Annotated in this window: 22 protein-coding genes; 7 read left to right on the top strand and 15 right to left on the bottom strand. The window is 56.0% G+C overall.

Annotated elements, in window-relative coordinates:
• Positions 1 to 74 precede the first annotated feature (74 nt).
• The gene (locus ACVLVH_RS04220) at positions 75 to 356 is read left to right on the top strand and encodes a VF530 family protein (protein ID WP_110866150.1); all 282 of its coding nucleotides are present in this window, start codon (positions 75 to 77) and stop codon (positions 354 to 356) included.
• A gap of 279 nt (positions 357 to 635) precedes the next feature.
• Positions 636 to 2066 carry a purine-cytosine permease family protein gene (locus tag ACVLVH_RS04215; protein WP_192411835.1) on the top strand — a complete coding sequence of 477 codons (1431 nt, stop codon included), beginning with the start codon at positions 636 to 638 and terminating at the stop codon, positions 2064 to 2066.
• A gap of 156 nt (positions 2067 to 2222) precedes the next feature.
• Here ACVLVH_RS04215 and ACVLVH_RS04210 read toward each other — a convergent pair whose 3' ends face one another.
• The 4 genes from ACVLVH_RS04210 to ACVLVH_RS04195 all read right to left on the bottom strand — a co-directional run bounded on the left by ACVLVH_RS04210 (position 2223) and on the right by ACVLVH_RS04195 (position 7002).
• Positions 2223 to 3341, bottom strand: coding sequence for a lactonase family protein (locus tag ACVLVH_RS04210; protein WP_312463812.1), 1119 nt, complete (start codon positions 3339 to 3341; stop codon positions 2223 to 2225).
• 9 nt (positions 3342 to 3350) lie between these two features.
• Positions 3351 to 4694 carry an enolase C-terminal domain-like protein gene (locus ACVLVH_RS04205; RefSeq protein ID WP_192411837.1) on the bottom strand — a complete coding sequence of 448 codons (1344 nt, stop codon included), beginning with the start codon at positions 4692 to 4694 and terminating at the stop codon, positions 3351 to 3353.
• Positions 4672 to 6024 (bottom strand): MFS transporter, encoded by a 1353-nt coding sequence (locus ACVLVH_RS04200; RefSeq protein ID WP_192411838.1) that lies wholly within the window; start codon positions 6022 to 6024, stop codon positions 4672 to 4674. The genes ACVLVH_RS04205 and ACVLVH_RS04200 overlap by 23 nt, the downstream gene beginning before the upstream one ends.
• 726 nt (positions 6025 to 6750) lie before the next feature.
• The gene (locus ACVLVH_RS04195; protein WP_192411839.1) at positions 6751 to 7002 is read right to left on the bottom strand and encodes a helix-turn-helix domain-containing protein; all 252 of its coding nucleotides are present in this window, start codon (positions 7000 to 7002) and stop codon (positions 6751 to 6753) included.
• A 147-nt stretch (positions 7003 to 7149) separates the two neighbouring features.
• Here ACVLVH_RS04195 and curA point away from each other — a divergent pair, with 147 nt between their 5' ends.
• Positions 7150 to 8178, top strand: coding sequence for an NADPH-dependent curcumin/dihydrocurcumin reductase (curA, locus tag ACVLVH_RS04190; protein WP_192411840.1), 1029 nt, complete (start codon positions 7150 to 7152; stop codon positions 8176 to 8178).
• Positions 8179 to 8287: 109 nt separating this feature from the next.
• On the top strand, positions 8288 to 9541 hold the full coding sequence (locus ACVLVH_RS04185; protein WP_312463810.1) for an SfnB family sulfur acquisition oxidoreductase: 1254 nt from the start codon (positions 8288 to 8290) through the stop codon (positions 9539 to 9541).
• Here ACVLVH_RS04185 and ACVLVH_RS04180 read toward each other — a convergent pair.
• The 5 genes from ACVLVH_RS04180 to ACVLVH_RS04160 are packed head-to-tail and all read right to left on the bottom strand — an operon-like array spanning position 9538 to position 15397.
• Positions 9538 to 10905 (bottom strand): LLM class flavin-dependent oxidoreductase, encoded by a 1368-nt coding sequence (locus ACVLVH_RS04180; RefSeq protein WP_498948827.1) that lies wholly within the window; start codon positions 10903 to 10905, stop codon positions 9538 to 9540. The two genes, ACVLVH_RS04185 and ACVLVH_RS04180, sit on opposite strands and share 4 nt — an antisense overlap.
• A 12-nt stretch (positions 10906 to 10917) precedes the next feature.
• Positions 10918 to 11904, bottom strand: coding sequence for an ABC transporter permease (locus ACVLVH_RS04175; protein WP_277974868.1), 987 nt, complete (start codon positions 11902 to 11904; stop codon positions 10918 to 10920).
• On the bottom strand, positions 11897 to 12910 hold the full coding sequence (locus ACVLVH_RS04170; RefSeq protein ID WP_498948825.1) for an ABC transporter permease: 1014 nt from the start codon (positions 12908 to 12910) through the stop codon (positions 11897 to 11899). The genes ACVLVH_RS04175 and ACVLVH_RS04170 overlap by 8 nt, the downstream gene beginning before the upstream one ends.
• Positions 12907 to 14430, bottom strand: a complete 1524-nt coding sequence (locus ACVLVH_RS04165) for a sugar ABC transporter ATP-binding protein (RefSeq protein WP_312463807.1) — start codon at positions 14428 to 14430, stop codon at positions 12907 to 12909. Before ACVLVH_RS04165 ends, ACVLVH_RS04170 begins: the two co-directional genes overlap by 4 nt.
• On the bottom strand, positions 14420 to 15397 hold the full coding sequence (locus tag ACVLVH_RS04160; RefSeq protein ID WP_101764408.1) for a sugar ABC transporter substrate-binding protein: 978 nt from the start codon (positions 15395 to 15397) through the stop codon (positions 14420 to 14422). The genes ACVLVH_RS04165 and ACVLVH_RS04160 overlap by 11 nt, the downstream gene beginning before the upstream one ends.
• 294 nt (positions 15398 to 15691) lie before the next feature.
• Between ACVLVH_RS04160 and ACVLVH_RS04155 the strand changes: the two genes are divergently transcribed.
• On the top strand, positions 15692 to 16456 hold the full coding sequence (locus ACVLVH_RS04155; protein ID WP_110866144.1) for a hypothetical protein: 765 nt from the start codon (positions 15692 to 15694) through the stop codon (positions 16454 to 16456).
• 141 nt (positions 16457 to 16597) lie between these two features.
• Positions 16598 to 17338, top strand: coding sequence for a nitroreductase family protein (locus ACVLVH_RS04150; protein WP_101764410.1), 741 nt, complete (start codon positions 16598 to 16600; stop codon positions 17336 to 17338).
• A gap of 37 nt (positions 17339 to 17375) precedes the next feature.
• Here ACVLVH_RS04150 and rluF read toward each other — a convergent pair whose 3' ends face one another.
• Positions 17376 to 18257: a 23S rRNA pseudouridine(2604) synthase RluF gene (gene rluF / locus ACVLVH_RS04145; protein ID WP_101764411.1), complete on the bottom strand. Its 882-nt coding sequence runs from the start codon at positions 18255 to 18257 to the stop codon at positions 17376 to 17378.
• A 179-nt stretch (positions 18258 to 18436) separates the two neighbouring features.
• Here rluF and ACVLVH_RS04140 point away from each other — a divergent pair, with 179 nt between their 5' ends.
• Complete coding sequence (locus ACVLVH_RS04140; protein WP_312463805.1) at positions 18437 to 19174, top strand: HPP family protein; 738 nt, start codon at positions 18437 to 18439, stop codon at positions 19172 to 19174.
• Here the strand turns inward: ACVLVH_RS04140 and ACVLVH_RS04135 are convergent.
• From ACVLVH_RS04135 to ACVLVH_RS04115, 5 genes are read right to left on the bottom strand one after another with little or no spacing between them, the layout of a single operon-like run.
• Positions 19144 to 20085 carry a metallophosphoesterase gene (locus ACVLVH_RS04135; RefSeq protein ID WP_498948824.1) on the bottom strand — a complete coding sequence of 314 codons (942 nt, stop codon included), beginning with the start codon at positions 20083 to 20085 and terminating at the stop codon, positions 19144 to 19146. The genes ACVLVH_RS04140 and ACVLVH_RS04135 overlap by 31 nt on opposite strands.
• A 12-nt stretch (positions 20086 to 20097) precedes the next feature.
• Positions 20098 to 20916 carry a carbohydrate ABC transporter permease gene (locus tag ACVLVH_RS04130; protein ID WP_312463803.1) on the bottom strand — a complete coding sequence of 273 codons (819 nt, stop codon included), beginning with the start codon at positions 20914 to 20916 and terminating at the stop codon, positions 20098 to 20100.
• Complete coding sequence (locus tag ACVLVH_RS04125; RefSeq protein ID WP_312463802.1) at positions 20913 to 21827, bottom strand: carbohydrate ABC transporter permease; 915 nt, start codon at positions 21825 to 21827, stop codon at positions 20913 to 20915. Before ACVLVH_RS04125 ends, ACVLVH_RS04130 begins: the two co-directional genes overlap by 4 nt.
• Positions 21827 to 23101: an ABC transporter substrate-binding protein gene (locus tag ACVLVH_RS04120; protein ID WP_312463801.1), complete on the bottom strand. Its 1275-nt coding sequence runs from the start codon at positions 23099 to 23101 to the stop codon at positions 21827 to 21829. Before ACVLVH_RS04120 ends, ACVLVH_RS04125 begins: the two co-directional genes overlap by 1 nt.
• Before the next feature lie 27 nt (positions 23102 to 23128).
• A complete protein-coding gene (locus ACVLVH_RS04115) occupies positions 23129 to 24229 on the bottom strand; it encodes an ABC transporter ATP-binding protein (RefSeq protein WP_312463800.1) in 1101 nt (366 codons plus the stop codon).
• Positions 24230 to 24268 lie beyond the last annotated feature (39 nt).

Below are 24268 nucleotides of genomic sequence, written 5' to 3'. Positions count from 1 at the left end.
GCAATGAAGATCGCACCATTGCCGCTTGCGTGGCTTTCTTGTAACCTTTGCCGTCAACATTTTAAGGATTTCCTATGAACGATCATCGCTCCAAAGATCCCTTGCACGGCGTCACGCTTGAGATGCAAATTAATGCGCTGGTCGCCCATTATGGCTGGGCCGAACTGGGTAAACTCATCAATATCAACTGCTTCAAAAGCGATCCAAGCGTTAAATCGAGCCTGAAGTTTTTACGCCGCACACCCTGGGCACGCGCTGAGGTTGAAGCACTGTATCTGGATTCACTGGATGATTTTGCTGCGGATAAGGCAGATGATTCCGCGCCAAATCCCTGGACTATGGGCAAGGATCAGTAATTTCTGGCGACAAAACCGGCAGCGCTACGTGAATTCTCGGCAACTTCCACCCTGCTCTTTTTGCAGAATTCACGTAGCGACGTCATATCAACTCCTCCGTTCTATCCATTTCATAACTTCCCAACCTTGCCCGCGTCATCACATTTTCCAATGACCGATCGTATTGTAAGTTTTCATGCTGCATGACAATATCGCCACATGTATATACATGTACCACCAAGAGAAGCCACATCATACTAACAATAATTTCCCATCTTTAGCCGTTTTAGCGAGGAAACTATGTCAGCCGAATCACCTGCAGCAGATCACGCCGGCGCAGAGAAACAGCGCCTGTCAGAAACGCGATCCATTGATTACATTCCTCCGAGCGAACGCCACGGACATCCTTTCAGCCAGTTCACCTTGTGGTTTGGCGGCAATTTGCAAATCACCGCCATCGTAACCGGCGCACTGGCCGTGGTGTTGGGCGGCGATGTGGTGTGGTCGATCATCGGCTTGCTGGTTGGGCAAGTTGTGGGCGCGGCGATCATGTCACTGCATGCCATTCAGGGACCGCGTCTCGGATTGCCGCAAATGATCACCAGCCGCATGCAGTTTGGCGTATATGGTGCGGTGATTCCGTTGGTGTTGGTGTGCATCATGTATGTCGGATTCTCTGCCAGCGGCACGGTGTTGGCCGGACAGGCGCTCGCCAAACTGATTAATACCAGCAATGCGTCAGGCATGATCCTGTTCAGTGCGATTATCGTCGTCATCGCGGTGCTGGGATATCGCGTGATTCACAAGCTCGGTAAAGTAGCCAGCGTGATTGGCGTGCTTGCCTTTGTTTACCTGTTTATCACGTTGCTCTCAACCCATGATCTGTCCGCGGTGTGGCAGAACCAGCATTTCACGGTCGCTAACTTCCTGCTTGCGGTTTCGTTGTCGTCGTCATGGCAGATTGCATTTTGCCCGTATGTTTCTGACTATTCGCGCTATTTACCGGCTAACGTCTCAGCCAAAAAACTTTTCAGCTGCGTTTTCTTCGGCACGGTTTTAGGAACGCAGGCTTCAATGACGTTGGGTGTAATTGTCGCGGCGATTGTCGGTAAGGCTTTCTCTGGCAACGAGGTTGGCTATATTGTCAGTTTAGGCAGCAGCGCTACGATGGCGATGGTGATCTATTTTGCGATCTGCTTCGGCAAAATCACTTTCACCACGCTGAATGCTTACGGCAGCTTTATGTCACTCACCACCATTGTTTCTGGCTTCCGTCAGAAAACCGCATTAAGTCGTGGCGGCCGCATTCTGTTTGTGGTGTTGATGGTGACGATTTCTTGTGTGATTGCGCTGATTAGCGAACCCGCTTTCCTGAAATCATTCACCCATTTCCTGCTGTTTTTACTGGCCTTTTTTGTGCCGTGGAGCGCAATCAGCCTGACCGATTTCTACCTGATCACCAAAGGTAAAGTCGATGTACCGGCACTCTCCCAGCCCAACGGACGTTACGGTCGCTGGAACTGGGCGGGCATAATTGTCTACTTCTGCGGCGTGCTGGTACAGTTGCCGTTCATTGATAATCCACTGCATCACGGTTCGTTAACCTGGATTTTTGCCGGTAATGATGTGTCGTGGATTATTGGCTGGATTGTCACCGCACTGTTGTGGTCAGCCGCAAGAAAGGTCGATCGTCGAGGGACCTTGTCGCACTCTGTTTACCCCAATCAGTGACATTGTCACGCATATCATATTTATGAATCGCGCTCACAAGTGCTTGCAACTTTGAGCGCATTATCATTCAGCCAGCCCACCGCTACACTTTAACTAACGAGAAATATAAGCAACTGTAAGGCGCACCTGGTCGCCATTAATGGCAATCCTTAGGGATTATTTGTAACTCACCACCGTCACCCAATTGGCGTCACCGCCGGCCGGTGCTTCGCCAACGCGCTTTAGCGCCCCGCTTTCTTGATCAATGGCATAGCTGCCGGTCACCGCACTCTTTTCGCCGCTGGCAATCAACCAACGTCCGTCAGCGGTGATCGCGATGCCGCGCGGCTGTTTCTCGACTTGCCAGCTATCAATCAGCGTCAGTTTGCCGTCTGCTTTGTTAATCCGGTATCCGCTGATGGTGCTGCTGGTCCGCTCGCTGACATAGAGAAAACGGCCATCGGGCGTCAGATGAATATCGGCCGCCCAGATGCGCGGCGTGGTGTCGCTGTAGCCCGGCGGTCGCTCTTTGCCGTGTTGCAGTTGATATTTTTCCGCTACCGCATTCGGCGTCTCCGCCACTTTCACCAGCTCACCGCTGGCTTCACGACGAAACTGCGTGATGATGCCGCCCATCTCGCCGATGTTGTAGAGATAGCGATTATCCGGCGACAACACCGAATGGCGCGGTCCGTTTTCTGTCGCCGTTTTCACATAGCCGTTGCCTAACCCCGACAGTTCGCCTTCGGCGCTCAGTTTCAATTGCAGCACGCGGTCGGTGCCGAGATTGCCGACATAAGCCTGCTCGCCGCTCGCATCGACAATCACCGAGTGCGCGGCATGTCCGGTTTTGTAGCTGCCGACCGGCGGCGCCATCAGCTTGCCATCGTTATTGAGTCGGTAAACGTGCACCACATCGCCATCATAGGATGCACCCAGCAGAAAACGACCCTGCGGATCCGTGCTGATGTAGGGATAACTGGCCGCAGCGGATACGCTATTCAACTGGCTGAGATCGCCCGTTTTGCTGTCGATGTTCCAGCTCACCAGTTGCAGCGGTTTACTGCGAATCGCGGCGTACAGATGTTTATGATCGGCGCTCAACGCCATCGGCATCACCTTGCCGCCGGCCTGAGTGCGTCCCAATAGTTGCAATGCACCGGTTTGCTCATTCAGCGCGTAGCGCGCGATGGTGCCATCATCGGCTTCTGAAACGTAGACAAAAGTCTGCGCCAGCAACGGCGCGCTGGCGGCCAACGACGCTAATAGCGTTGCCGCGCGTAATAGGTTCTTCATGCTGCTTCCTTAGCGTACCAATGACGGACGTTTGGCGTCATAGCGCCAGTTATCGATCAAAAACTGCATCCCCAGCGCATCGTTGCGATTTTTATCCGGCAGCGCGTTATATAGCGCATGCGCCTGTTCGATGCGATCCATATCCAGCTCGATGCCCAATCCCGGCCCCGGCGGTAACTCCAGATAACCATCGCGGATCTGCGGCGGTTGACGCGTAAGCTGCTGACCATCCTGCCAAATCCAGTGCGTATCAAAGGCGGTTTGACGATCGCCAGGCGCGGCGGCACCCAGGTGCGCCACCATCGCCAGCGAAATATCAAAATGGTTATTGGAGTGGCAGCCGGTTGTCAGCCCCCATTCGTTGCACAGCTGCGCCACCACGTTGGCGTTACGCATCGTCCAGAAGTGCGGATCGGCGAGCGGAATATCAATGGCATTCAGTTGCAGCGCATGATGCAGCTGGCGCCAGTCGTTGGCGATCATATTAGTCGCGACCGGCACGCCGGTGGCGCGGCGAAACTCGGCCAGCGTTTCCCGACCGGAATAGCCTTGTTCAGCGCCACAAGGATCTTCCAGATACGGCACCTTTCCCGCCAGCTGCTTGCCAAAGCGAATCGCCTCATCCAGCGACCAACTGGCGTTAGGATCGACGGTGACGCGTGCTTCTGGGAAGCGCGCCAGTAGCGCTTCCACCGTTGCCACTTCCACTTCGCCTGCCTGCACGCCGCCTTTGAGCTTGAAGTCGCGGAAGCCGTATTGCTCAACTGCCGCTTCGGCCAGTCGCACCACGGCCTCGCTGTCCATCGCCGCTTCATGACGCAGACGGAACCAGCCTTCTTGCTCATGCTCCCCTGATCGATAGTGCATATTGGTGCGCTTGCGATCGGCGATGTAGAACAAATAGCCCAGCACCGGAATGCGGTCGCGCTGTTTACCGCTGGCGAGCAGGTCCGCTACCGGCAGGTTAAACAGCTTGCCCTGCAGATCCAGCAGCGCCGCTTCAATGGCGGCGGCGGCGTTATAAAACTTCTCCGGATTCATCTGCGGGATATGAATGTCGTTGGTGTGTGGGGTTTGTTGCTGACGTGCCTCGCTGCTGAACAACTGGCTCAGCGTCGCGTTGAGACGCAGCAGCGAACTGCCTTCAATCAGCGGGCGAAACTGTTCCAGCAACTGCAAGGTGGATGCATGACACGGCGTTTCGCCAACGCCGGTATGTCCGGCGGAATCGGTCAATATCACGATGATGCGCGTGAAGTAGCAGTTATGGGCGCCGCCAATGTTCAATAACATGCTGTCGTAGCCGGCAACCGGCACGATGCGCATCGATTTAATGACTGGACTGTCTGACATGGTTTCTCTCCGTGTGACCGAAAGCGGGTGGAACAGGTTTGCGACGCAGCAGCAAATAGAGTCCGGTAACCACAGACACGCTGGTTAGCGCGTAAAGTCCGCCGGTGGTGCTGCCGGTGTGCATTTCGAGGTAGCCGAATACCGTGGGCGCAAAGAAGCCACCGAGGTTGCCAATCGAGTTGATCAGCGCAATGCCGGGCGCGGCAATCGAGGCGGGTAATTCACTTTGCGGCATCGGCCAGAAGAACGCCGCGCTCACTTTGGATCCGATGCAGGCCACAATCATCGCCACAAAGCCAAACCACGGCGTACCCAGCGTGGCCATAAAGGTGCCGCACGCGGCGATCAGCATGGCGATGCCGAGCCCTTTGTCCAGTTTATCGCGATAGCGGTCGGTAGCTTTGCCGAGCAGAAACAGCGCGACGATAGCGAACAGCCACGGCACGGCGGTCAGCAATCCGGTTTCAAAGCTGTTGAAGCCCTGAATACGCTGAATGATTTGCGGCAGCCAGAACACTAACGTGTAGCCGGTCATGGTCATGGTGAAGAAGATCAGGCAGTAAGACAAAAGGCTGCGATCGCTGATCAAGCCCCAGCGGCCGTGTTTCACCGCGTGCTCTTCGCGCGCATCATCTTCCAGCGCTAACTGCTGCGCCAGCGCCTGTTTCTCGGCATCGCTCAACCATTTCGCGCCTTGCGGTTTGGATACCAGCACAAAGGCGGCCAGCAAGCCGATCACCATCGATCCGCCGCCTTCCACAAACATCACCCATTTCCAGCCCGCGATGCCGCCAACATCATGCATCATCAGAATGGCACCGGTGAGCGGACCGGAGAATAGAAAAGCGCTGGCGGTGGCGCTCAACACCAACGCGGTAGCTCGCCCTCGCCACGCATTCGGCACCCATTGACGAAAATAGAACAGCACGCCAGGGAAGAAGCCGGCTTCCGCCACGCCGAGCAGGAAACGCAGCAGATAGAAATGCAGCGGCGTACTCACAAAACCGGTAAGCACCACCACCATGCCCCACGTAATCATGATGCGCGTCAGCCACACGCGTGCGCCGAGTTTCTTCAGCATCATGTTGCTCGGCACTTCAAACAGCGCATAACCGATAAAGAACAGCCCCGCGCCTAAGCCGAAGGCGGCCGCACTAATGCCTGCATCCGTTTGCAGTTCGGCTTTTACGAAGCCAATGTTAGCCCGGTCAATCTGGTTCACAATTAACATCAGCGCCAGCATCGGAATGATGCGGCGGAAGAACTTGCCGATAGCCGAGGCGATATGCGCGTCATGATCGGGCGATAATACGTATTGTTGTTGTGTCATGCGTCACCTGTAGGGAGAAAAGCATCGCTATAGGTATACGCAGCAGAGTGTGGCCAGGTGTATGTGGCATTGCCCGAGACCGCTTAGGCAAATGCCCTATGATTGTTAAAATTCATGGTGTTATATTAATTCGCGTCGACAAGTTTACGCTTGGTTTGTGCGCTGGCTCACTACAGGCCCCGTGCCTGAGCATACCTCACATTAAACTGAGCGACTTTCGTTCGCCATAGGCTCAGATTGTTTCAGTTTTGCCGTGCGGCGACCGAGCAAAGGGCGCCTGGCCGCGCCCTCTGCACTCCCGGGCCTTGCGCCAGCCCAATCCGCCGCTGCGCGGTACCTTCAGTCATTCACGATTCCTGACGGACCGGCGCCGATTCGCTCCTGCTCAGCGCCGCCTCTCGCCGCATCCATGCGGCTCGCCCTGGAATCCCTCATTCGTTCAGCGGTTTGGGATGTCGCCTCAACACCCGCGCTGCTGCATCAATGCATTAATTTGACTCACCATCGCTATAAATCCCGTAGGGTCACCATTTATGGTGATCTGGTACACAAATGGCCCAGGTTCCATAAAGTGCTTTCTCAGAAGTTGTTATTTGAAGACATTCGGGTAGTTACAGCTATGAAAACTAAGATAATGTAGATAATTAATTTACCTGAAGGACAAATCCTCCCGATAAAGCAAGTAACTTCAAAAGTTACATATTGAAAATTCATGCAAGGATGAGGTCAATCCTCATCAAATAAAGTGTTTAGGTCTTCTAGCTGTGGAAATGAGAAATCAATGGCTGAAAGTTTCAATCCCAGTGACGTCAAATAAAGAGTAAATGCTTTCAACGATCCCGCGTAATGGCCGTTTTCAATCTGTGAAATAACCGTGCGATGAATGCCTGCACGCGTCGCAGCGTCGGCTTGAGTCCAACGGTTAGCCTTGCGCCTTTCCTGACATTTAGCGCCTATTGCTTGCAAACCAGGCAACATAAAACCTCTATTGTTGGTATATGATAACAATGTCTATATTTTTACCAAAATGTTATCATATAGCAACACTTAAGTTCTGCACAGGCGGCCTTAATGCCTTTTCCTCGTCTACACTTGCCTCACGTGGAAACGCTAATAGAGGTAAAAATGTCGCAATCTAATCAACGTAATCAAGCTTGGCTATTAGCCTCACGCCCGCATGGCGAACCGGTAAAAGAGAATTTCCGCCTGGTGGAGCAGCCCATTCCTGACGTGAAGGACGGCCAAATCCTGCTGCGCACGCTCTATTTGTCGCTTGACCCCTATATGCGCGGGCGCATGGATGACAGCAAATCTTATGCTGCACCTGCTGAACTCGACCAACCGATGGTTGGCGGCACGGTGAGCGAAGTGGTGGAATCTAAACACGCGGATTTCCAGCAAGGCGATGTGGTCCTCGCGCAAAGCGGCTGGCAAAGCTATGCGGTTTCGGACGGAAACGGCGTGGCGAAATTGGGCGATCTGCCCCATCCTTCCTGGGCGCTGGGCATTCTCGGTATGCCGGGCTTTACGGCCTATATGGGCTTGATGGATATCGGCCAGCCAAAACAGGGTGAAACCCTGGTGGTCGCGGCGGCTACCGGCCCGGTCGGTGCAACGGTGGGTCAGCTTGGCAAACTCAAAGGCTGCCATGTCGTCGGCGTTGCGGGGGGTGAAGAGAAGTGTCGTTATGCGATTGAGAAGCTCGGTTTCTCCGCCTGTATCGATCACCATCGTGACGACTTTGCGGAACAACTGGCGGCTGCCTGCCCGGACGGCATTGATATCTACTTCGAAAACGTTGGCGGTAAAGTGTTTGATGCCGTATTCCCGTTGCTGAACACCGCAGCGCGCGTGCCGGTGTGTGGCCTGGTTTCTGGTTACAGCAGCCGCGAATTACCGCCGGGCCCGGATCGCACCCCGCAAATCATGGGCGGCATTCTTAAACGTCGTATTCGCATGCAGGGCTTTATCATCTTCCAGGATTACGGCGATCGTTATCCTGAATTCCTCAAAGCGATGACGCCGCTGGTGGAGCAGCAAAAAATCCACTACCGCGAGCACATGATCGACGGGCTGGAAAATGCCCCGCAGGCGTTTTTCGATATGCTAAAAGGCAAAAACTTCGGTAAAACCGTGGTGAAAGTCGCGCAGTAAACCGTTGTGTTAACGCTATTTTTCACTTTGCATAGCCGCAATTGAGATATGGCGCGCGCTGAGCGCATGAGAAGATATTTTCCCTACATCGTCATTATCGGGAGTTCTCATGTCGCTCAGCCAAACCCACATCCTGAAGGTCAATTCCCAACAGCCTGAAGCACCCATTCCCTTACCTGCTGAACCGGCGCATATCATTCGTGATGATGCCGAAGCCATTGAGATTGCTCAACGTCTGGCCACAGAGTTTGCGCGTGACGCCGCACTGCGCGACCGCGAAGGCATCTTGCCGCTCAACGAATTGGATGCATTCTCACAAAGTGGCTTGTGGGCGATGGCGATCCCTAAAATCTATGGCGGCGCGGGCGTATCCTGGGTGACGGTGGCGAAAGTCATCGCCATCATTTCGGCGGCAGATTCCGCACTCGGTCAGCTACCGCAGAACCATTTAGCCGGCGTGGCGCATCTGGTGGCGGATGGCAGCGAGGCGCAGAAACAAGAACTACTGGGCGAAGTGCTGGCTGGCTTGCGCTGGGGCAACGCTTTCTCCGAGAAGAATTCGCGCACCGTCGCCGATTTCCAGACGCGTTTTCAGCGTGAAGGTGATGACGTGGTGATCAACGGCGAGAAATTCTACGCCACCGGCGCGCTGCTGGCGCATCGGATTCACGCAGTGGCGCTCGACGACCAGGATCGCGCGCATCTGATCGTGCTGGATCGCAACACGCCGGGCGTGACCATCATTAACAACTGGTCGAGCTTTGGTCAGCGCACCACGGCATCGGGCACCGTGCTACTGGAAAACGTGCGCGCCCCGCAATCCCGCGTGATCCCGGCTTATCAGGCGTTTGAGCGCCCGACTGCCGCCGGTCCGATTTCGCAGATTATTCAGGCGGCGGTGGATGTGGGCATTGCTCGCGGCACTGTTGAAGACACGCTGCATTTTGTGCGCGAGCGGTCACGTCCGTGGATTGATAGCGGCCAGGAGCGCGCATCCGATGATCACTTTACGCTGGCGGCAGTCGGGGATTTGAAAATTCGCCTGCACGCCGCTGAAGCCTTGCTGTGGCGCGCTGGCGAAGCGATTGATCTGGCGCTGCGGCAACCCGATGAAAGCACGGTTGCAGCAGCAACGGTTGCTACCGCTGAAGCCAAAGTGTTAACTACCGAAATCGCTATTCTGGCAGGTAACAAGCTGTTCGAACTGGCGGGTACGCGCTCAACGCTGCAGGAATTCAACCTCGATCGCCACTGGCGCAATGCGCGCACCCACACGTTGCACGATCCGGTGCGCTGGAAGTATTACCACGTTGGCAATTATTACCTCAATGGCACCCCGCCGCCGCGCCATGCCTGGAATTAATGGCGGCGAAAGCGTGCCGCTGGATGGTCAGCCGTGAGTCGCGGCTGACCAAACAACCGTTCGCGCAACGTCACGGCGTGCGCAGGCGTTTCGCGGATAAGCCCTCGGCTACGCAGCACCGGCATCACATGCTGGATAAAATCCTCAAAGCTACCGGGACTAATCGCCCACGCCAGATTGAAACCATCAACACCCGACTCCGCGGCAAACTGTTCCAGCTGATCGGCGATACTCTCCGGGCCGCCGATCAGCAGCGGATGCAAGCCGCCAATGCCGATGTAGCGCGCCGCATCACGCAGCGTCCAGCGTTTTTGATCGTCAATGCGCGTCAGGCTGGCTAAGGCTGAGCGACAGGCATCGGTTTCACGAAACGCCAGCGGCGTATCCAAATCCTCCTGTGACCAGTCGATACCGGTCCACGCAGAGAACAGCGCCAGCGCGGCCTCTTCGCTGATGTACTGCTGATAATCGCGATATTTAGCCTGCGCGGCTTCATCACTCTCTGCAGTGATCACCGTGATAGCCGTGACGAAACGCAGCGAAGCCGCATTGCGCCCTTGTGCTGCGGCTAACTGGCGAATGCGTTGGATATCCGCAGCAATGGCCTGCGGCGTAACGCCACCGAGAAATATCACTTCCGCGTTGCGTGCAGCGAATTGCGCCCCGCGACTGGAGGTTCCCGCCTGAAACAGCACCGGCGTGCGCTGCGGACTGGGCTCGCTTAGGTGCGCATCCGGTACCTGATACCAGCGCCCGGCATGCTTGATAGCATGCACTTTGGCCGGATCGCTATACACGCTGTTTTGCTTATCGCGCCGCACCGCGTCCTCTTCCCACGATCCTTCCCACAGCTTGCCGGTGATATCGAGAAACTCCTGCGCGCGATCGTAGCGTTCATCGTGCGGAATTTGCTGCGTCAGCCCCAGATTACGTGCCGCTGAATCCAGCATTGACGTCACCACATTCCAGGCGATGCGCCCGTTGCTCAGGTGATCAAGCGTGGTGAATTTGCGTGCCAGCAGATACGGCTGTTCGTAGGTGGTGGAAACGGTAATACCAAAGCCCAAATGTTGCGTCACCGCTGCCATTGCAGAAATCAGCAATAGTGGATCGTTAACCGGCATTTGTGTCGCCAGACGCAACGCCGCGTCCGGCTTGTTTTGCCACACGTCCAGCTGGCCCAGCGCATCGGCGATGAACAGCGCATCAAACCCGGCGCGATCCAGCTGTTGGGCAATATCGGTCCAGTAACGCAATTCGGTATAGCGATGAGCCTGATCCTGCGGATGCCGCCACAATCCTGCGGAGATGTGGCCCGGCACATTCATCATAAAACCAAACAGTAAAAACGGTGCCCGGCTCATCTTTGACCTCTCTCAGCTGTGACGACGCGCGCGCAGAGCCCCGACGGCCAGCACAATGAAAATTAATCCGCCGGTGGCGACCTGTTGCCAGTAAAAATTCCAGCCGACCAGCAGCAAGCCGTTGGCGATAAAGCTCAGCAGCACCACGCCAAGCAGCGTGCCTAACACATTGGGCCGACGTGATGGCGCGAAGGTGGCGCCAATAAAACTGGCACCAATCGCATTCAGCAGATAGGCATTGCCCGACAGCGGCACCCAGGCTTTGACGTTGGCCGCCAGAATCAAACCGACGATACCGGCAATCAACGCTGCGAGAATAAACGCCAGCGCAGTGAGTCGTTTCACTGGCACGCCCGAATGCTGCGCAACGCTGTACTGCTCGCCCATCACCCGCAATGAACGGCCGGTGGCGCTGCGATGCAGCAACTGATAGAGCGCCAGCGCTACCAGCAACAATAGCCACAACGGCAGCGGAATGCCGAGCAGCGCGCCGTGACCTATCGCCGAAAACCCATCGGGCAGTTTCTGGCTCAGCAGATAAACCGGTTGTCCGCCATTTGACGACAGCTGCTGCACGCTTTGTCCGATAAACAGCGTGCCAAGCGTGGCGAGAAACGGCTCCACGCCCAACTGTGTCACCAAAAAGGCGTTAAACACGCCAACCAGCAGCGCGGCAATTAATGCCGCGAACAGCGCCACTGGCAAACTGACCTGATGCAGCACCAGTGTCACCAAAACCAGACAGGCAATATCGATCGCCGTGCCCACCGAGAGATCAATCGCGCCAATGCGTGTCACCAACGTCATCGCCAGGGCGACGATCGCCAGCGGCGCGACGTTATTGAGCAACACACTGCGAATATTGGAGACAGTGGCAAAAGCGGGCGCCGCGACAATAAAGAACACGAGCAGCGCTACAAAGGTCAGCACGATGATGGCGCGCAGCCAGCCGGTCTGGCGCGGGCGTGGCGCGACAGGTGATAACAAAGAGTCAGACACCTTGCGTTCTCCTTGACTGGCGACGACGTAACAGCGCGGTTAACGCCACCACTAACAGGATCAACACGCCTTCGACGCCGTTTATCCAGTAACTTGAGACATTGATCAGCTGAAAGCCGTTGGCAATCAGGCTGAGAAATAGCGCGCTAATCAGTGCGCCGCCAAGTGTCGGCACCAGACGACGGGAAAACACCACGCCCAATAGCGCCGCCGCGATCACCATCAACAGATTGTCGTTGGCGCCAGGCGAACTGCCGCTTAGTAGCGACACCGACGCAATTGCCGCGATAGCCGCGCTGACGCCACACAACACGTAGCTCAAACCCTGATAGCGTTTAACGCCGATGCCCGCCGCATTCGCCGCCTGCGGATGGCTGCCCACCGCCTGCAAGCGCAGGCCAAAGGACGTCAGGCGGCTCAAGGCGATCACGCCAAACGCCAGCAGCAGAAACGACCAGCCCAGCCACGACACCGCTAGCGGACCGTTGCCTAACAACAGATTTTGCAGATCGCTGCTGGCTGACACCGAGGCGTTGCTGGTCAGCACCATTTCCAGGCCGATAGCGATATTCATGCTGGTGAGCGTTGTCAGCAGCGGCAAAATCCCCAGCCAGACAATCGCCAGCGCGTTAAACAAACCCACAGCCGCACCGGTTAACAGCGTCAGCAGCAAGGCAATCGCGATGGGCTGACCGGCGTTGAGCTGGCTGGCAAACACCGCCGCACTTAGGCCAAGGTTGGCGGCAATCGACAGATCAATGCCGCCGGTAATACCCTGCAAGCCGCCGCCGCTTAAAACCAGCGTTAAGCCAAGCGCCAGCGTGCCAACCACCGCGGTCTGCTGCAGCACGTTGCCAAGATTCATCACCGTAAGAAAAATCGGCGACAGCCAGGCAAAGACGGCTAAAACCAGCACAATAATCAGCAGCGAAACGTGTTGCAGCCACTGCTGACCGCGCACGCTGCGTGGCGCTGCAACCGGTGCAGATTGGGTAATATCACTCATGAAGCTCGCTCCGTTAACGCGCCGGTGCCCGAAGCCCAGGAGAGAATTTCCTGATGGCTGGTGTGCTGTGCCTCCAGCGTGGCGACATGTTCGCCGCGCGCCAGCACCATAATGCGATCGGCCAGCGTTTGCAGTTCGAGTAAATCGGTGGAGAACACCAGAATCAGGGCGCCATCATCAGCCAACTGCTGCAATGTGTGATAAATCGCCGCCTTAGCCGCAATATCAACGCCCACCGTGGGCTCATCCAGCAAATACAGGCGCGCACCGGTGTTTAACCATTTGGCCAGCACCGCTTTCTGTTGGTTGCCGCCCGAAAGCTGACGCAGCGCCGCCAGCTGCCCCGGCGTGCGAATATCCAGTTGCTGAATGTTCTTCGCCACCAGTTCGCTCTCCGCCTGACGCGAAACGCCACCCCAGCGCAGCAAGCGCTGCACCGTGGTTAAGGTGACATTGTCACGCAGTGACAGATCCAGCGCGACGCCGTTGGCGCGGCGATCCTCCGGTACAAAGGCGATACCGCGTTTCACTGCGGCATGCGGTGAAGCCGGCACGCCGCTCACTTCGCCCAGCGTAACCTTGCCGCTGACGCCGTTTTCCAGCCCGAACAGCGCGCGAATCAGCGCTTTACCGCCGGAACCTAACAAGCCGGTGATGCCGATGATTTCGCCTTGTCGGCCGGTGAACGACACACTGTGAAAACTGCCGGGCGCGCTGAGCGCAGTAACCTGCAGTACTTGCGCACCGGCGCGGCGCGAATGACGCGGTGCCAGTTCATGACGCGCGTCGCCTACCATCGCCGCGATCAGTGCCGCCGGTGATAGTTGATCTGCGTTGAACTGCGCCACGTCTTTGCCGTCACGTAGCACCGTGACGCGTTGGCACAGCTCCTGAATTTCATCGAGATAGTGCGAAACATAAAGCAGCGCGATGCCCTGCTGGCGCATGCGTTCAATTACCCGGAACAGCGCATGCACTTCATGGCGCGCCAGCGCGGCGGTCGGTTCATCCAGCACCACCACGCGCGGCGCGTTTTGCAGCACGCGACAGATTTGCACCAGTTGCTGCTCCGCCACGCTCAGCGTGGCGATCAACGCATCAGGATCGAGTTGCAAACCAAAGTGCTGCTGCAGCTGCTGCTCTGCCTGCTGGCGCATACGACGTCGCAGGATAAACGGCGTACCGGCTAAGCGCGGTTCGTTGCCAAGCCACAGCGCTTCCGCCACCGTTAGCGAGCCGGGCAACAATCGCTCCTGATGCACGATGGCGATGCCCTGGCGTTGCGCCTGCGCGGGCGTAGCGAGCGTAAGCGGCTGGCCATCCAGCTCGATGCTGCCGCGATCGGCGGCGTGGATGCCGCCTAACACTTTGATCAGCGTCGATTTACCCGCACCGTTATGGCCAATCAAGCCGTGAACTTCACCGGCATGCACGCTGAGCGACACCGATTGCAGCGCAGGCACGCCATCAAAGGCTTTGCTGATGGCATGCAGTTGCAGTAGTGGCGCGTTATTTACCATCCGTTTGACCCAGGGTTTTCTGCGCTTCGGCAGCGTTCTCTTTGGTCACCAGAATCGACGGCACATAGGTTGCGGGCGGCAACGAACGATCGCCAGCGAGGTATTTCGCTACGTTCTGCACCGCCGTTTGGCCAATCACATACGGCTGCTGCGCCACCACCGCTGCCGCGCTGGATTTGGGATCTTTAACCAGCGACACCACATCCGGGCTGCCATCCACCGCGTACGTTTTGATTTCGTTGCGTCCGGCAGCGTCTACCGCCTGCGTGGCGCCGATTTGCGGTACATCCCACGCCGCCCAAATCGCCTGCACTGAACCTTTCGGATATTTATTCAGTAATTGACTGATTTGCGCATACGCATCCTGCACGGTATTCGGGATGACATCGCGCAATTCAGGTTGGATAATTTTAATTTTCGGATACCACTTCAGCACGGCTTTTAACTGGTCGTAGCGCATTGCTACTACCGGCACGCCATAGAAACCGTTAAATACCAAAATATTGCCTTCGCCGCGCAGGTCATTTACCAGTTTTAACGCTAACTGTTCGCCAATATAAAAATTATCCGATGTGGTGACGTTAATACTGGATGGGCTGGCGGTATCGACGGTAAATAAAGGAATGCCCGCTTCGCGGATTTTTTTCAGCCAGGGTTCCAGCACCGACGCTGTGCCGAGGGTTTCAATGATGGCATCCGGTTTTTGCGCAATAAGCGTCTGAATCTGCGCAATTTGCTGCGACTCTTTACGCCCGCCATCCAGCGCAATCGGCGTTCCGCCAAGGCGCTTCACCTCATCGATTTGTCCCTGATAAGCTTTCAAATCCCAGTAGTGATCGGTACCCGCGACGGTGATGCCAATGCGTTTACCCGCCAGCGACGGAATCGGTTGATCCTCGGCGTGCGCCATTCCTGATAATAGTGATAGAGAAGCCAATAACAGACCTGCCAGGCGGTGCTTTTTCATTCTTAATATCCCTGGAAACAATAAAATAATGTTGTGTGACGCCTGTTATCTGGCGTGTGAAATAAAAATTATCACAGCCATTTTTTATCCATAATGCTATTTTCTCCTTAGGCTAGCTGGCGATTGGTAATAGCCAATACGCACTAGTTCGGTGCATTTTTTCCCGCTGCGCTTTGTCGGTTTTTTATGCACAGTTACGTAAAGATACTGGTAATCCATACAGATAAGGTTCAGGATGGTCACTCATCCTGGATTAGCACCCACGGCCATTCACCCTCTATCTGAGGGCTCGTAATGAACTTTTATTCAACTGAAACCGTTTGCGCCATTACCGGTGCTAACCGCGCCAATTTACGTCGCTGGTTGCGCGGTGGATTAATTTCTGAGAATCACGTCAATAAGGATTGGAGCCGACATCAGGTTGATGAAGTGCTCGCCATGATGGCATTGACCTCGGGTGGCGCCACGCTGTGGCAAATCTATCAAGGCCGACACTGCGGGCTCGATTACTCTTCGTCTGGTTGGGTGGCACGCCGCGGCGATCTGTTACGGCAGCTGGAGTTAGGCTCTGATCGAGAACTGGCGCGTACTGTGCGCAATCTGGCGGGCGACTACAGCAGCGACGATTTCGTCAATGTGCTGATGAAACCGCTCAACCGCTGGCTGCGTGATGATACGCGTCGCGGGGCATCACGCAGGTTAACGCGCTTTCATGAAGCGATCGTTCATCACAGCGACTGTGTAAAACGCGCTTCAGCTCGTCAGCAGCAGATGCCACTGTTACTGGAAGTGGTCAGCACCGGCGATGAAACGGAAGTGTGGCTGGAAGCCATTCGCCTTACCGGACAAGGGTTCTGCGTCGAGGTGGATCAAACCTCACAACCGATGCTGTACAGTTCAGAAAGCCGCCACGATCATCACCTGCTGTGGTGCGGTGCCGGGATCAGCCATGAACGCATGACCCAGTTCCAACGCGGATTACGCTCCGGTAAACCGGTGATGCTGAGCGGACCCGATCGCAGCGTTCATCCGGCTGTCGCTGAAGCCAGAGTCGCTTAGCCGGTGCTTTATGCACCGGTCTCATCGCTTATCCCATTCCGCACTTTGCTTATTCAAAAGAAGTAGTTAGCCACGGCAACAACGGTTAAGTCACATCACTCTCTCTTCTGCTACGCTCTCGCCTCCCAATCAGGAGGATCCATGAGTTCATTAATCGATATTTTCACCAGTCATAAAAGCGATCGCAGTTTTACCGACCTTCCCGTTGCGGATGCGGTGCTGGATCGCATCATTTCGGCCGCCTATCGCGCGCCAACCTCGGTGAACTCGCAGCAGGTCTCTTTGGTGGTGACGCGCGATGCTGAAAGACGCGCACAAATCTCCCAGATTGCTGGCGGTCAGCCGTGGATTGCCAAAGCGCCGGTGTTTATTACCCTGGTGCTGGATATGCATAAATCGCGTCTGGCGATGAACGCTATCGACCGCGAGCAGATCGCGCAGCAGAGCATCGAAAGCATTGTGTCGGGCTCAACCGATGTGGGTATTGCGTTGGGTTCTATCATGGCGGCAGCGCGTGCAGAAGGTTTGGGCATTGTGCCGATTGGCGGTATTCGTCGCGATGCGCAGGCGTTAATCCGCTTACTGGATTTGCCGGAATATACTTTCCCGGTTGCGGGCGTGGTGATTGGCCATGTCGATCAGCCTGCGCATCAGAAGCCGCGTCTGCCGCTGGCCACCTTCCGTCATGAAGAGCGCTATCAACGTGATGGACTGGAGCAACACATCGCTGCCTACAATCAGGAGATGGTGCAGCACTGGAAAAATACCGGACGTGAGGATGGCGAGAGCTGGAGTGAAAGCGTTAGCGGTTATTATCACAAGATTTACTTCCCGCACGTGCTGGACGCGCTGAAGAAGCAAGGGTTTGGCAACGACAAGTGACGGTTTTTCCCCGCGCGCTGTGCGCGGGGAAAGAGAATTAACGCCCTTTCTTCTTACGACCTGGCTGGGCGAAACGCTGGCGATTAGCCGGTTTTGCCCCCGCTTTCTCACCCGGTTTAGCGCCAACCGTCGCGGGCTTTTTCGCCGCGCTGGCGGGTTTCTTTTTCGCCTGCGTCTTCTGCGTTTTTTGATCTTCGGATGATGAGTCTTCAATCAGTTTGAACAGATCGATCAGCTCGTCATCGGTCAAATCGCGCCACTCGCCGAGCGGAATCCCTTTCAGGCTGACGTTCATGATGCGCGTACGTTCAAGCTTGGTCACTTCAAAGCCGAAGTGCTTGGTCATTCGACGAATCTGACGATTCAGCCCCTGAACCAGAATAATGCGGAAGACAAAGGTCGACTCTTTTTTAACTTTGCACTTTTTGGTGACGGTGCCGAGCATCGGTACGCCCGCGCCCATTCCGGCAATAAATTCATCGGTGATCGGTTTATCAACGGTGACCACATACTCTTTTTCGTGGTTATTACCGGCACGCAGAATTTTATTCACCAGATCGCCGTGGTTGGTGAGGAAAATCAGTCCCTGCGAATCTTTATCCAGGCGACCAATCGGGAACACGCGCTTGCTGTGATTAACGAAATCACCAATGTTGTCACGCTCACCCTCTTCCATGGTGGTGATGATGCCAACCGGTTTGTTCAGCGCAATCAGCACTAAATCTTCTTCGTCACGCGGCTCAATCAGCTGCCCGTTCACTTTGACTTCATCCCCTGCAAACACCTGCGCACCGACAGCAGCGCGTTTACCGTTTATGAAAACGTTGCCTTGCTCGATGTAACGATCGGCATCGCGGCGTGAGCAGATTCCGCTCTCGCTGATGTATTTGTTCAGGCGTGTGGATGAGTTAGGCAGCATGGTTCCTCCGAAAAAAAACGGACTATACAGCAACCTTGGGCGTTGGTTAAGCATCGCGACAATCATCAGCATTTCTCTTACCACGATATAACAGCACACTAACAATGTGGTTGTTGTCAGCGGATCGATCAGCGACAATTCGCACCCATCGTTTTTTCTTATGACAGAGTGATTCCGTAATGACAAATCAGCCATCGGTGACGTGGATAACCTCCGTGCGCACCTTTCTGGCCCGCCTTTGGCCTCATCCGTTACCGGGAGGCAGAAAGCAGATGGTCATCGCCAGCATTGGCGCGGGATTGGGTTTAATGATTACCAGCCTGACCAGCCACTGGCTGCTGGGTGAAGTGAATCTGTGGTTTGTCGCGCCGATGGGCGCTTCAGCAGTATTGCTGTTTGGTCTGCCGAACAGCCCGCTGGCGCAGCCGTGGTCAATTGTCGGCGGCAATCTGGTGGCGGGCGTTGTTGGCGTCACCACCGCGCTGTGGGTTCCCCATCCCGCGCTGGCGTGTGGTATCGCGGCCTGTGTGACGATCGCGTTGATGTTTCAACTGCGCTGTTTGCATCCACCGAGCGGCGCGGTGGCGCTGACCGCAATTTTGGGCGGTAACGGCGTCCAGCAACTGGGTTACCACTTTATTCTGACGCCGGTGCTGTTGAACTCGGTTTGCCTCGCGCTGCTGGCGTTGCTGTTTAACAATCTCGCCGGACGCCGTTACCCGCATCCGCTGGCGGCAACGGAAACCAAAGCGCCGCCTGTGGTGATCGACGTAGCGATTACGCGTGAAGACCTGCATCAGGCGCTGGAGAGCGGTGAAGTGCTGGATATCGATGAGGATGATTTGCAGCAGTTGCTCCAACGCGCCGAAGAGATTGCGACACTTCGTCAGCGCGGGCAGATGCCGGCATCATCATGAGTGGTCGCCATAAATGGCGACTCGACACCGTATTCTTTCACGATGACTTCATCGCCCTCAATTTCAACCACCGCAAACGGCACCTCTTCTGCCCCATCCAGCATCCCTTTGAGCGTATAGAAGCCTGTTTGACCGATGCGCGCAAAGCCGCCGCGATGATCGTGCCCAGAGAAACAGCATTGTATGTTGTAACTAGAAAGCAGCTCTGCCAGCGCGCTGCCGTTGAGTAAGTTGTGGCTGTTATGCGGCGCCAGCGGATAATGCCCAAACACCACCACTTTCTCCCCTTGCTGCTGGGCTTGCTGCAACTGCTGCTCAATCCACGCCATTTGCTGCGTTCCTACCGCACCGTTCCAGGGTTTCGCCTGCGGCTGCTGGCGCGCGGTCAGGTCCACCAGCATCGCCTCCGCCTGCTTGCGATCGTCACCGTTCTGCGTGTTGCAATAGAGGCTGATGTCGTTGCCGTCATAAACAATAAAACGCCAGCCCTGCAGCCCAAAGGCGTAATAGCTTTTGGGTAGCGCAGCGGCTTCGTTGAGATGCTGCGCGATGGTCTGCGCATCGTGATTACCCAGCACCACCGCATGTGGATGTTCGAGGCGATCGTAAATCGGCAATATCGCCGCGTAGCTGTTCCAGTCGCGATCGACTAAATCCCCCAGCGTAACGACAAAATCCAGCGGCTGCTGATTCAACACCGCAATCGCCTGCGGCAGCTTATGCAGCGCGTGACGATAGTAGAGATTTTTCGCCATATCGGCGTCGATGTCGGCATATTGCGGATCGGCAATCAAACCAAAACGCAGCGTGCTGCTCAGCGACGCGGAACGCACATCGGGCAAGGCATAGAGCTCGGCGACATCGCCCAGCAGTTCACGCTGCAGTTCAGTCAGCGGATGCGGATAAGACACGAAAAGCACTCCTTAGCGAATACCAGCACGCATAAACGATTGAATAAACTGACGCTGGAAGATCAGGAACAGCACTAACAGCGGCAACGTCGTCATTAACGTAGCAGCGCCAATCAACGCCCATTGCACGCCCTGCTCCGGCGCCGAGAACAGTTGCAGGCCCACGGTGAGCGGCCGCACGTTGACCGAATCGGTGATCACCAGCGGCCAGAGGAAATCATTCCAGTGGAAACTGATCGACACCAGCGCAAACGCCACATAGATCGGCTTCGCCAGCGGGATGTAAATCTTGCGCAGAATGTAAAAGCGGCTGGCACCTTCCACAATCGCCGCCTCTTCCAATACCAGCGGAATACTTTTAAAGGTCTGGCGTAGCAGAAAGATGGCGAAGGCCGAGGAGAAATACGGCAGCGCGATGCCGGTCAGCGTATCGCGGAAACCCAGCGCGCCGATGCTTTTGTAGTTATTCAGAATCAGCACGTCGGGGCTGATCATCAGCTGCAGCAAAATCAGCGCGAAGATCGCGCCGGAGAATTTCAGGCGGAAGCGCACTAATGCGTAAGCGGCCATGGTCGCCAGAATTAGCTGCACCACCACAATCATCAGCACCAGCAAGCTGGTATTGAGGAAGTAGCGACCAAAGGGCGCGGCGTGCCAGGCATTAACGAAGTTCTGTAAGGTCAGCGGCGAAAAAAGCGAAAAGCTCGCCTGATCGGATGCCGGATGAATCGCCACCCAGATCGCCACCAGAATCGGTAAAAACCACAGCAACGCGGCAAGCCCAATGCCCATATTCAGACACACGCGACCAAACGTGATTGTCGGCTTCATTGGTAATGAGCTCGCTTGTCCAGCAGGTTGAATTTAAGCAGCGCAATCGCGGCAAGGATCACCAGCAGCACCACCGTCATTGCCGCTGCGGCGGGCATATCCCAGAAGCTGAAGGCAGTGCGATAGATGTAGAACAGCAGCAGGCTACTGCTGTTATTCGGCCCGCCGTTGGTCATCGCGATCACCTGATCGACGATGCGAAACGCATTCATCGAGGCATTGATCAGCACAAATAGCGTGGTGGGCATCAGCAGCGGCCACTGCACGCGCCGGAAGAAATAGCGGCGTGACGCCCCTTCTATCTGCGCGGCTTCGCTGAGGCGCGGATCGATCTGCTGCAAAGCGGCGAGATAAAAGATCATAAAGAAGCCCGCTTCACGCCATACCGAAACCGCCATCAAACAGTACAAGGCACTACCCGGTTCGCCGAGCCAGTTCATCGCCGGCAGCGAAAACAGCGCCAGCAGCTTATTCAGCAAACCCAGCTGCGGCGTGTAGAAAAACAGCCACAGATTGGCGATGGCGATCATTGGCAGCAGCGAAGGAATAAAGAACGCAGTGCGCACCAGCGCATTGGCACGCATGTGACGATTGACCGCCAGCGCCATCAGCAGCGCCAGCGTTACCGCCAGCGGAATGGTGATCAACGCATACAGCAGGTTATTCCACAGCGACTGAATGAAGATGTCGTCATCCAGCAGCGCAAGATAGTTATCTAGCCCAACAAAATGGGCTGGACGACCGTTACGTGCTGCGCTGAACAGGCTTTCCCATACTGTCGCAACCGCCGGATAGTGCGTAAACAGCAGTAAAAAACTCAGTGCCGGTAAAATCAGCAGGTAGCCATACAGCTGCATCGACCATAACCGGGGACGACGAACCGGCGCGGCGGTGAGAATCGTGCTCGTCATTATTGATAAGACTTCAGCAGACGATCGGCTTGCTTCTGCGCGCCTTCCAGCGCTTCGGCTGGCGTTTTCGCCTGCGTCACCGCCGCTTCTACCGCGTGATTGAGCGCATCCTGAATCTGCACGCTGTTGTAAGTCGAGAGTTCTGGCTGCGCATACTTCAGCTGTTCACGCGCCACCAATGCCTGAGGAACCTCTTTAACGTAATCCTTCATCACCGTGGTATCCCATGCCGCCGGAGAGATCGCTACATAACCGGTGGCGATGCTCCAGCGCGCCGCCTGCTCGGGTGAGGTTACCCAACGGATAAACTCCATCGCCGCTTTCTGCTGTTCTGGCGAGGCATTTTTAAAGACATACAGGTTGCCGCCGCCGGTTGGGCTGCCGCGCTGGGTTTTCTCCGGCAGCATCGCCACACCGAACGGGAATTTCGCGTTATCACGCACGTTGGTCAGGTTGCCGGTGGTGGTCACCATCATGGCAGTTTTGCCGCTGATGAAGTCCTGCGGCGTGGTGCCCCACGCAATGGCACCCTTTGGCGACACGTCCTCTTTCTGGCCGAGATCGGTCAACCACTGCAGCGTTTCCACGTTGCCCGGCGTATTGAAGTGCACCGCTGTGCCTTTGCCGTTATCCAGGCGACCGCCGTTGGTGGCGGACAAGCCCTGGAAGTTCCAGTAGCCGTTTGGTGTGGACGGAATCTCGATGCCCCATTGGCTGACGCCGTTGGCATCTTTGATCGTGAGTTTCTTACTGAACTCGACCAGCTGCTGCCAGTTGGCCGGTGGCGTATCGGCATTCAAACCGGCTTTCTCAAACGCCCGTTTGTTCCAGTACATCACCACGGTTGAACGCTGGAACGGTACGCCCCACACTTTGCCGTCAATGTGACGCAGAAACGCCGGGTAGAAACCGTCGATCCATTTTTTGCCTTCCTCGCCCTGCGCTAAATCGCTGGCCGCCACAATCGCACCGGCATCAATCAGTGAATACGCTTCGATATCACCGATTACCGCCAGCTGCGGCGCGTTGCCACCACGAAAGGCGGTCAGCGCTTTGGTCACGGTGGTGGCGTAGTCACCGGTATACACCGGCTGAATGCTCACGTCCGGATGCACTTTCTGGAAATCCGCCACCAGCGAATCGACGGTGTGGCTCACTTTGCCACCCACCGCAATCGGGTAATACATTTGCAGCTTGACCGGTTCAGCCGCAAAAGCTGAGGTGGTGACGGCGAGGACTAATGCAGAAAGACGTGAATAACGAATCGCAGACATGATTTTCCCTTGGGCAAATGACAACGGTTAAACAGCGTATTTTTTCTGTGAAGCAAACATCTGTTGTTCTGCTGGCACGCAGCGCTTACCGCTCTCGCGATGAAACAGATATTGCCGCGCGGCGGACCACTGCAATCCCACTTCACTGCCATCGGTGAAGCGCTGCATGCCCGGCACTTTGATGGTCAGCGGTTCGCTGATGCCAGCAAGCAGGCACACCAGCAAGGTATCAGCGCCCATATATTCAGAACTGATCACCCGCGCGGTCAGCGCCGCCTGTTCTGCGGCTATCAGCTGGATATCTTCGGCACGCAATCCAAGGCTCAGCGGCGCGTCGCGGTATTCCACTACCGGCGCGGTGAGATGCAGCAGATAGTGATGCGCGCCATTGCGCTGCAGCGGCAGGATATTCATCGGCGGTGCGCCAATGAACTGTGCGGCAAACACGCTAGCGGGATTGTTGTAGAGATCGTCTGGCGTGCCGTGCTGTTCGATGTGGCCATCGTTGAGCAGGATAATGCTGTCGGCCATGCTCATCGCTTCAGTCTGATCGTGCGTGACGTACAGCATGGTCAAACCGAGTTTTTTCTGCAGCGCGCGGATTTCACGGCGCATGCTTTGCCGCAGCCTGGCGTCGAGGTTCGACAGCGGCTCATCCATTAAACACAGCGTGTTATTGGCGATCACCGCACGGCCCAGCGCCACGCGCTGCTGTTGTCCGCCGGAGAGCTGCGACGGCAAACGATCCAGCAGCTTATCCAGCTCCATCAGCTTGCTGACGTTATCAAGGCGTGCAGCAAAAGACTGTTTCTCCTCACCGCGCGCTTTCAAACCAAACAGCAGGTTTTCACGCACGTTAAGGTGGGGAAACAGCGCATAGGACTGAAACACCATCGATAGCTTGCGCTGCGACGGCGGCAGATGTGTGATGTCGGCGTGTTTAAAGTGGATCGCCCCGCGATCGGCTGTTTCCAGCCCGGCGATGGTGCGCAGCAGCGTCGATTTACCGCAGCCCGAAGGACCGAGCAGCGCGACAAACGCGCCTTCTGCCGCGTCGAAGCTGATGTCGTCCAGGGCGGTTTTCTCGCCCCAGGCTTTAGTGATGTGGTGAAGCGAAAGGTGGCTCATGCATCCGCAATCCAGAAATCAGAATGGCGGTAAGCTAGC

Source organism: Kluyvera sp. 1366 (assembly GCF_054823405.1).
This window is presented reverse-complemented; position numbering and strand designations above follow the sequence as displayed.

Excerpts from the sequence above, each read along its gene's own strand:
- ACVLVH_RS04220 (WP_110866150.1), top strand. The coding sequence starts at position 75 with ATGAACGATCATCGCTCCAAAGATCCCTTGCACGGCGTCACGCTTGAG.
- ACVLVH_RS04215 (WP_192411835.1), top strand. The coding sequence starts at position 636 with ATGTCAGCCGAATCACCTGCAGCAGATCACGCCGGCGCAGAGAAACAG.
- ACVLVH_RS04210 (WP_312463812.1), bottom strand. The coding sequence starts at position 3,341 with ATGAAGAACCTATTACGCGCGGCAACGCTATTAGCGTCGTTGGCCGCC.
- ACVLVH_RS04205 (WP_192411837.1), bottom strand. The coding sequence starts at position 4,694 with ATGTCAGACAGTCCAGTCATTAAATCGATGCGCATCGTGCCGGTTGCC.
- ACVLVH_RS04200 (WP_192411838.1), bottom strand. The coding sequence starts at position 6,024 with ATGACACAACAACAATACGTATTATCGCCCGATCATGACGCGCATATC.
- ACVLVH_RS04195 (WP_192411839.1), bottom strand. The coding sequence starts at position 7,002 with ATGTTGCCTGGTTTGCAAGCAATAGGCGCTAAATGTCAGGAAAGGCGC.
- curA (WP_192411840.1), top strand. The coding sequence starts at position 7,150 with ATGTCGCAATCTAATCAACGTAATCAAGCTTGGCTATTAGCCTCACGC.
- ACVLVH_RS04185 (WP_312463810.1), top strand. The coding sequence starts at position 8,288 with ATGTCGCTCAGCCAAACCCACATCCTGAAGGTCAATTCCCAACAGCCT.
- ACVLVH_RS04180 (WP_498948827.1), bottom strand. The coding sequence starts at position 10,905 with ATGAGCCGGGCACCGTTTTTACTGTTTGGTTTTATGATGAATGTGCCG.
- ACVLVH_RS04170 (WP_498948825.1), bottom strand. The coding sequence starts at position 12,910 with ATGAGTGATATTACCCAATCTGCACCGGTTGCAGCGCCACGCAGCGTG.
- ACVLVH_RS04165 (WP_312463807.1), bottom strand. The coding sequence starts at position 14,430 with ATGGTAAATAACGCGCCACTACTGCAACTGCATGCCATCAGCAAAGCC.
- ACVLVH_RS04160 (WP_101764408.1), bottom strand. The coding sequence starts at position 15,397 with ATGAAAAAGCACCGCCTGGCAGGTCTGTTATTGGCTTCTCTATCACTA.
- ACVLVH_RS04155 (WP_110866144.1), top strand. The coding sequence starts at position 15,692 with ATGAACTTTTATTCAACTGAAACCGTTTGCGCCATTACCGGTGCTAAC.
- ACVLVH_RS04150 (WP_101764410.1), top strand. The coding sequence starts at position 16,598 with ATGAGTTCATTAATCGATATTTTCACCAGTCATAAAAGCGATCGCAGT.
- rluF (WP_101764411.1), bottom strand. The coding sequence starts at position 18,257 with ATGCTGCCTAACTCATCCACACGCCTGAACAAATACATCAGCGAGAGC.
- ACVLVH_RS04140 (WP_312463805.1), top strand. The coding sequence starts at position 18,437 with ATGACAAATCAGCCATCGGTGACGTGGATAACCTCCGTGCGCACCTTT.
- ACVLVH_RS04130 (WP_312463803.1), bottom strand. The coding sequence starts at position 20,916 with ATGAAGCCGACAATCACGTTTGGTCGCGTGTGTCTGAATATGGGCATT.
- ACVLVH_RS04125 (WP_312463802.1), bottom strand. The coding sequence starts at position 21,827 with ATGACGAGCACGATTCTCACCGCCGCGCCGGTTCGTCGTCCCCGGTTA.
- ACVLVH_RS04120 (WP_312463801.1), bottom strand. The coding sequence starts at position 23,101 with ATGTCTGCGATTCGTTATTCACGTCTTTCTGCATTAGTCCTCGCCGTC.
- ACVLVH_RS04115 (WP_312463800.1), bottom strand. The coding sequence starts at position 24,229 with ATGAGCCACCTTTCGCTTCACCACATCACTAAAGCCTGGGGCGAGAAA.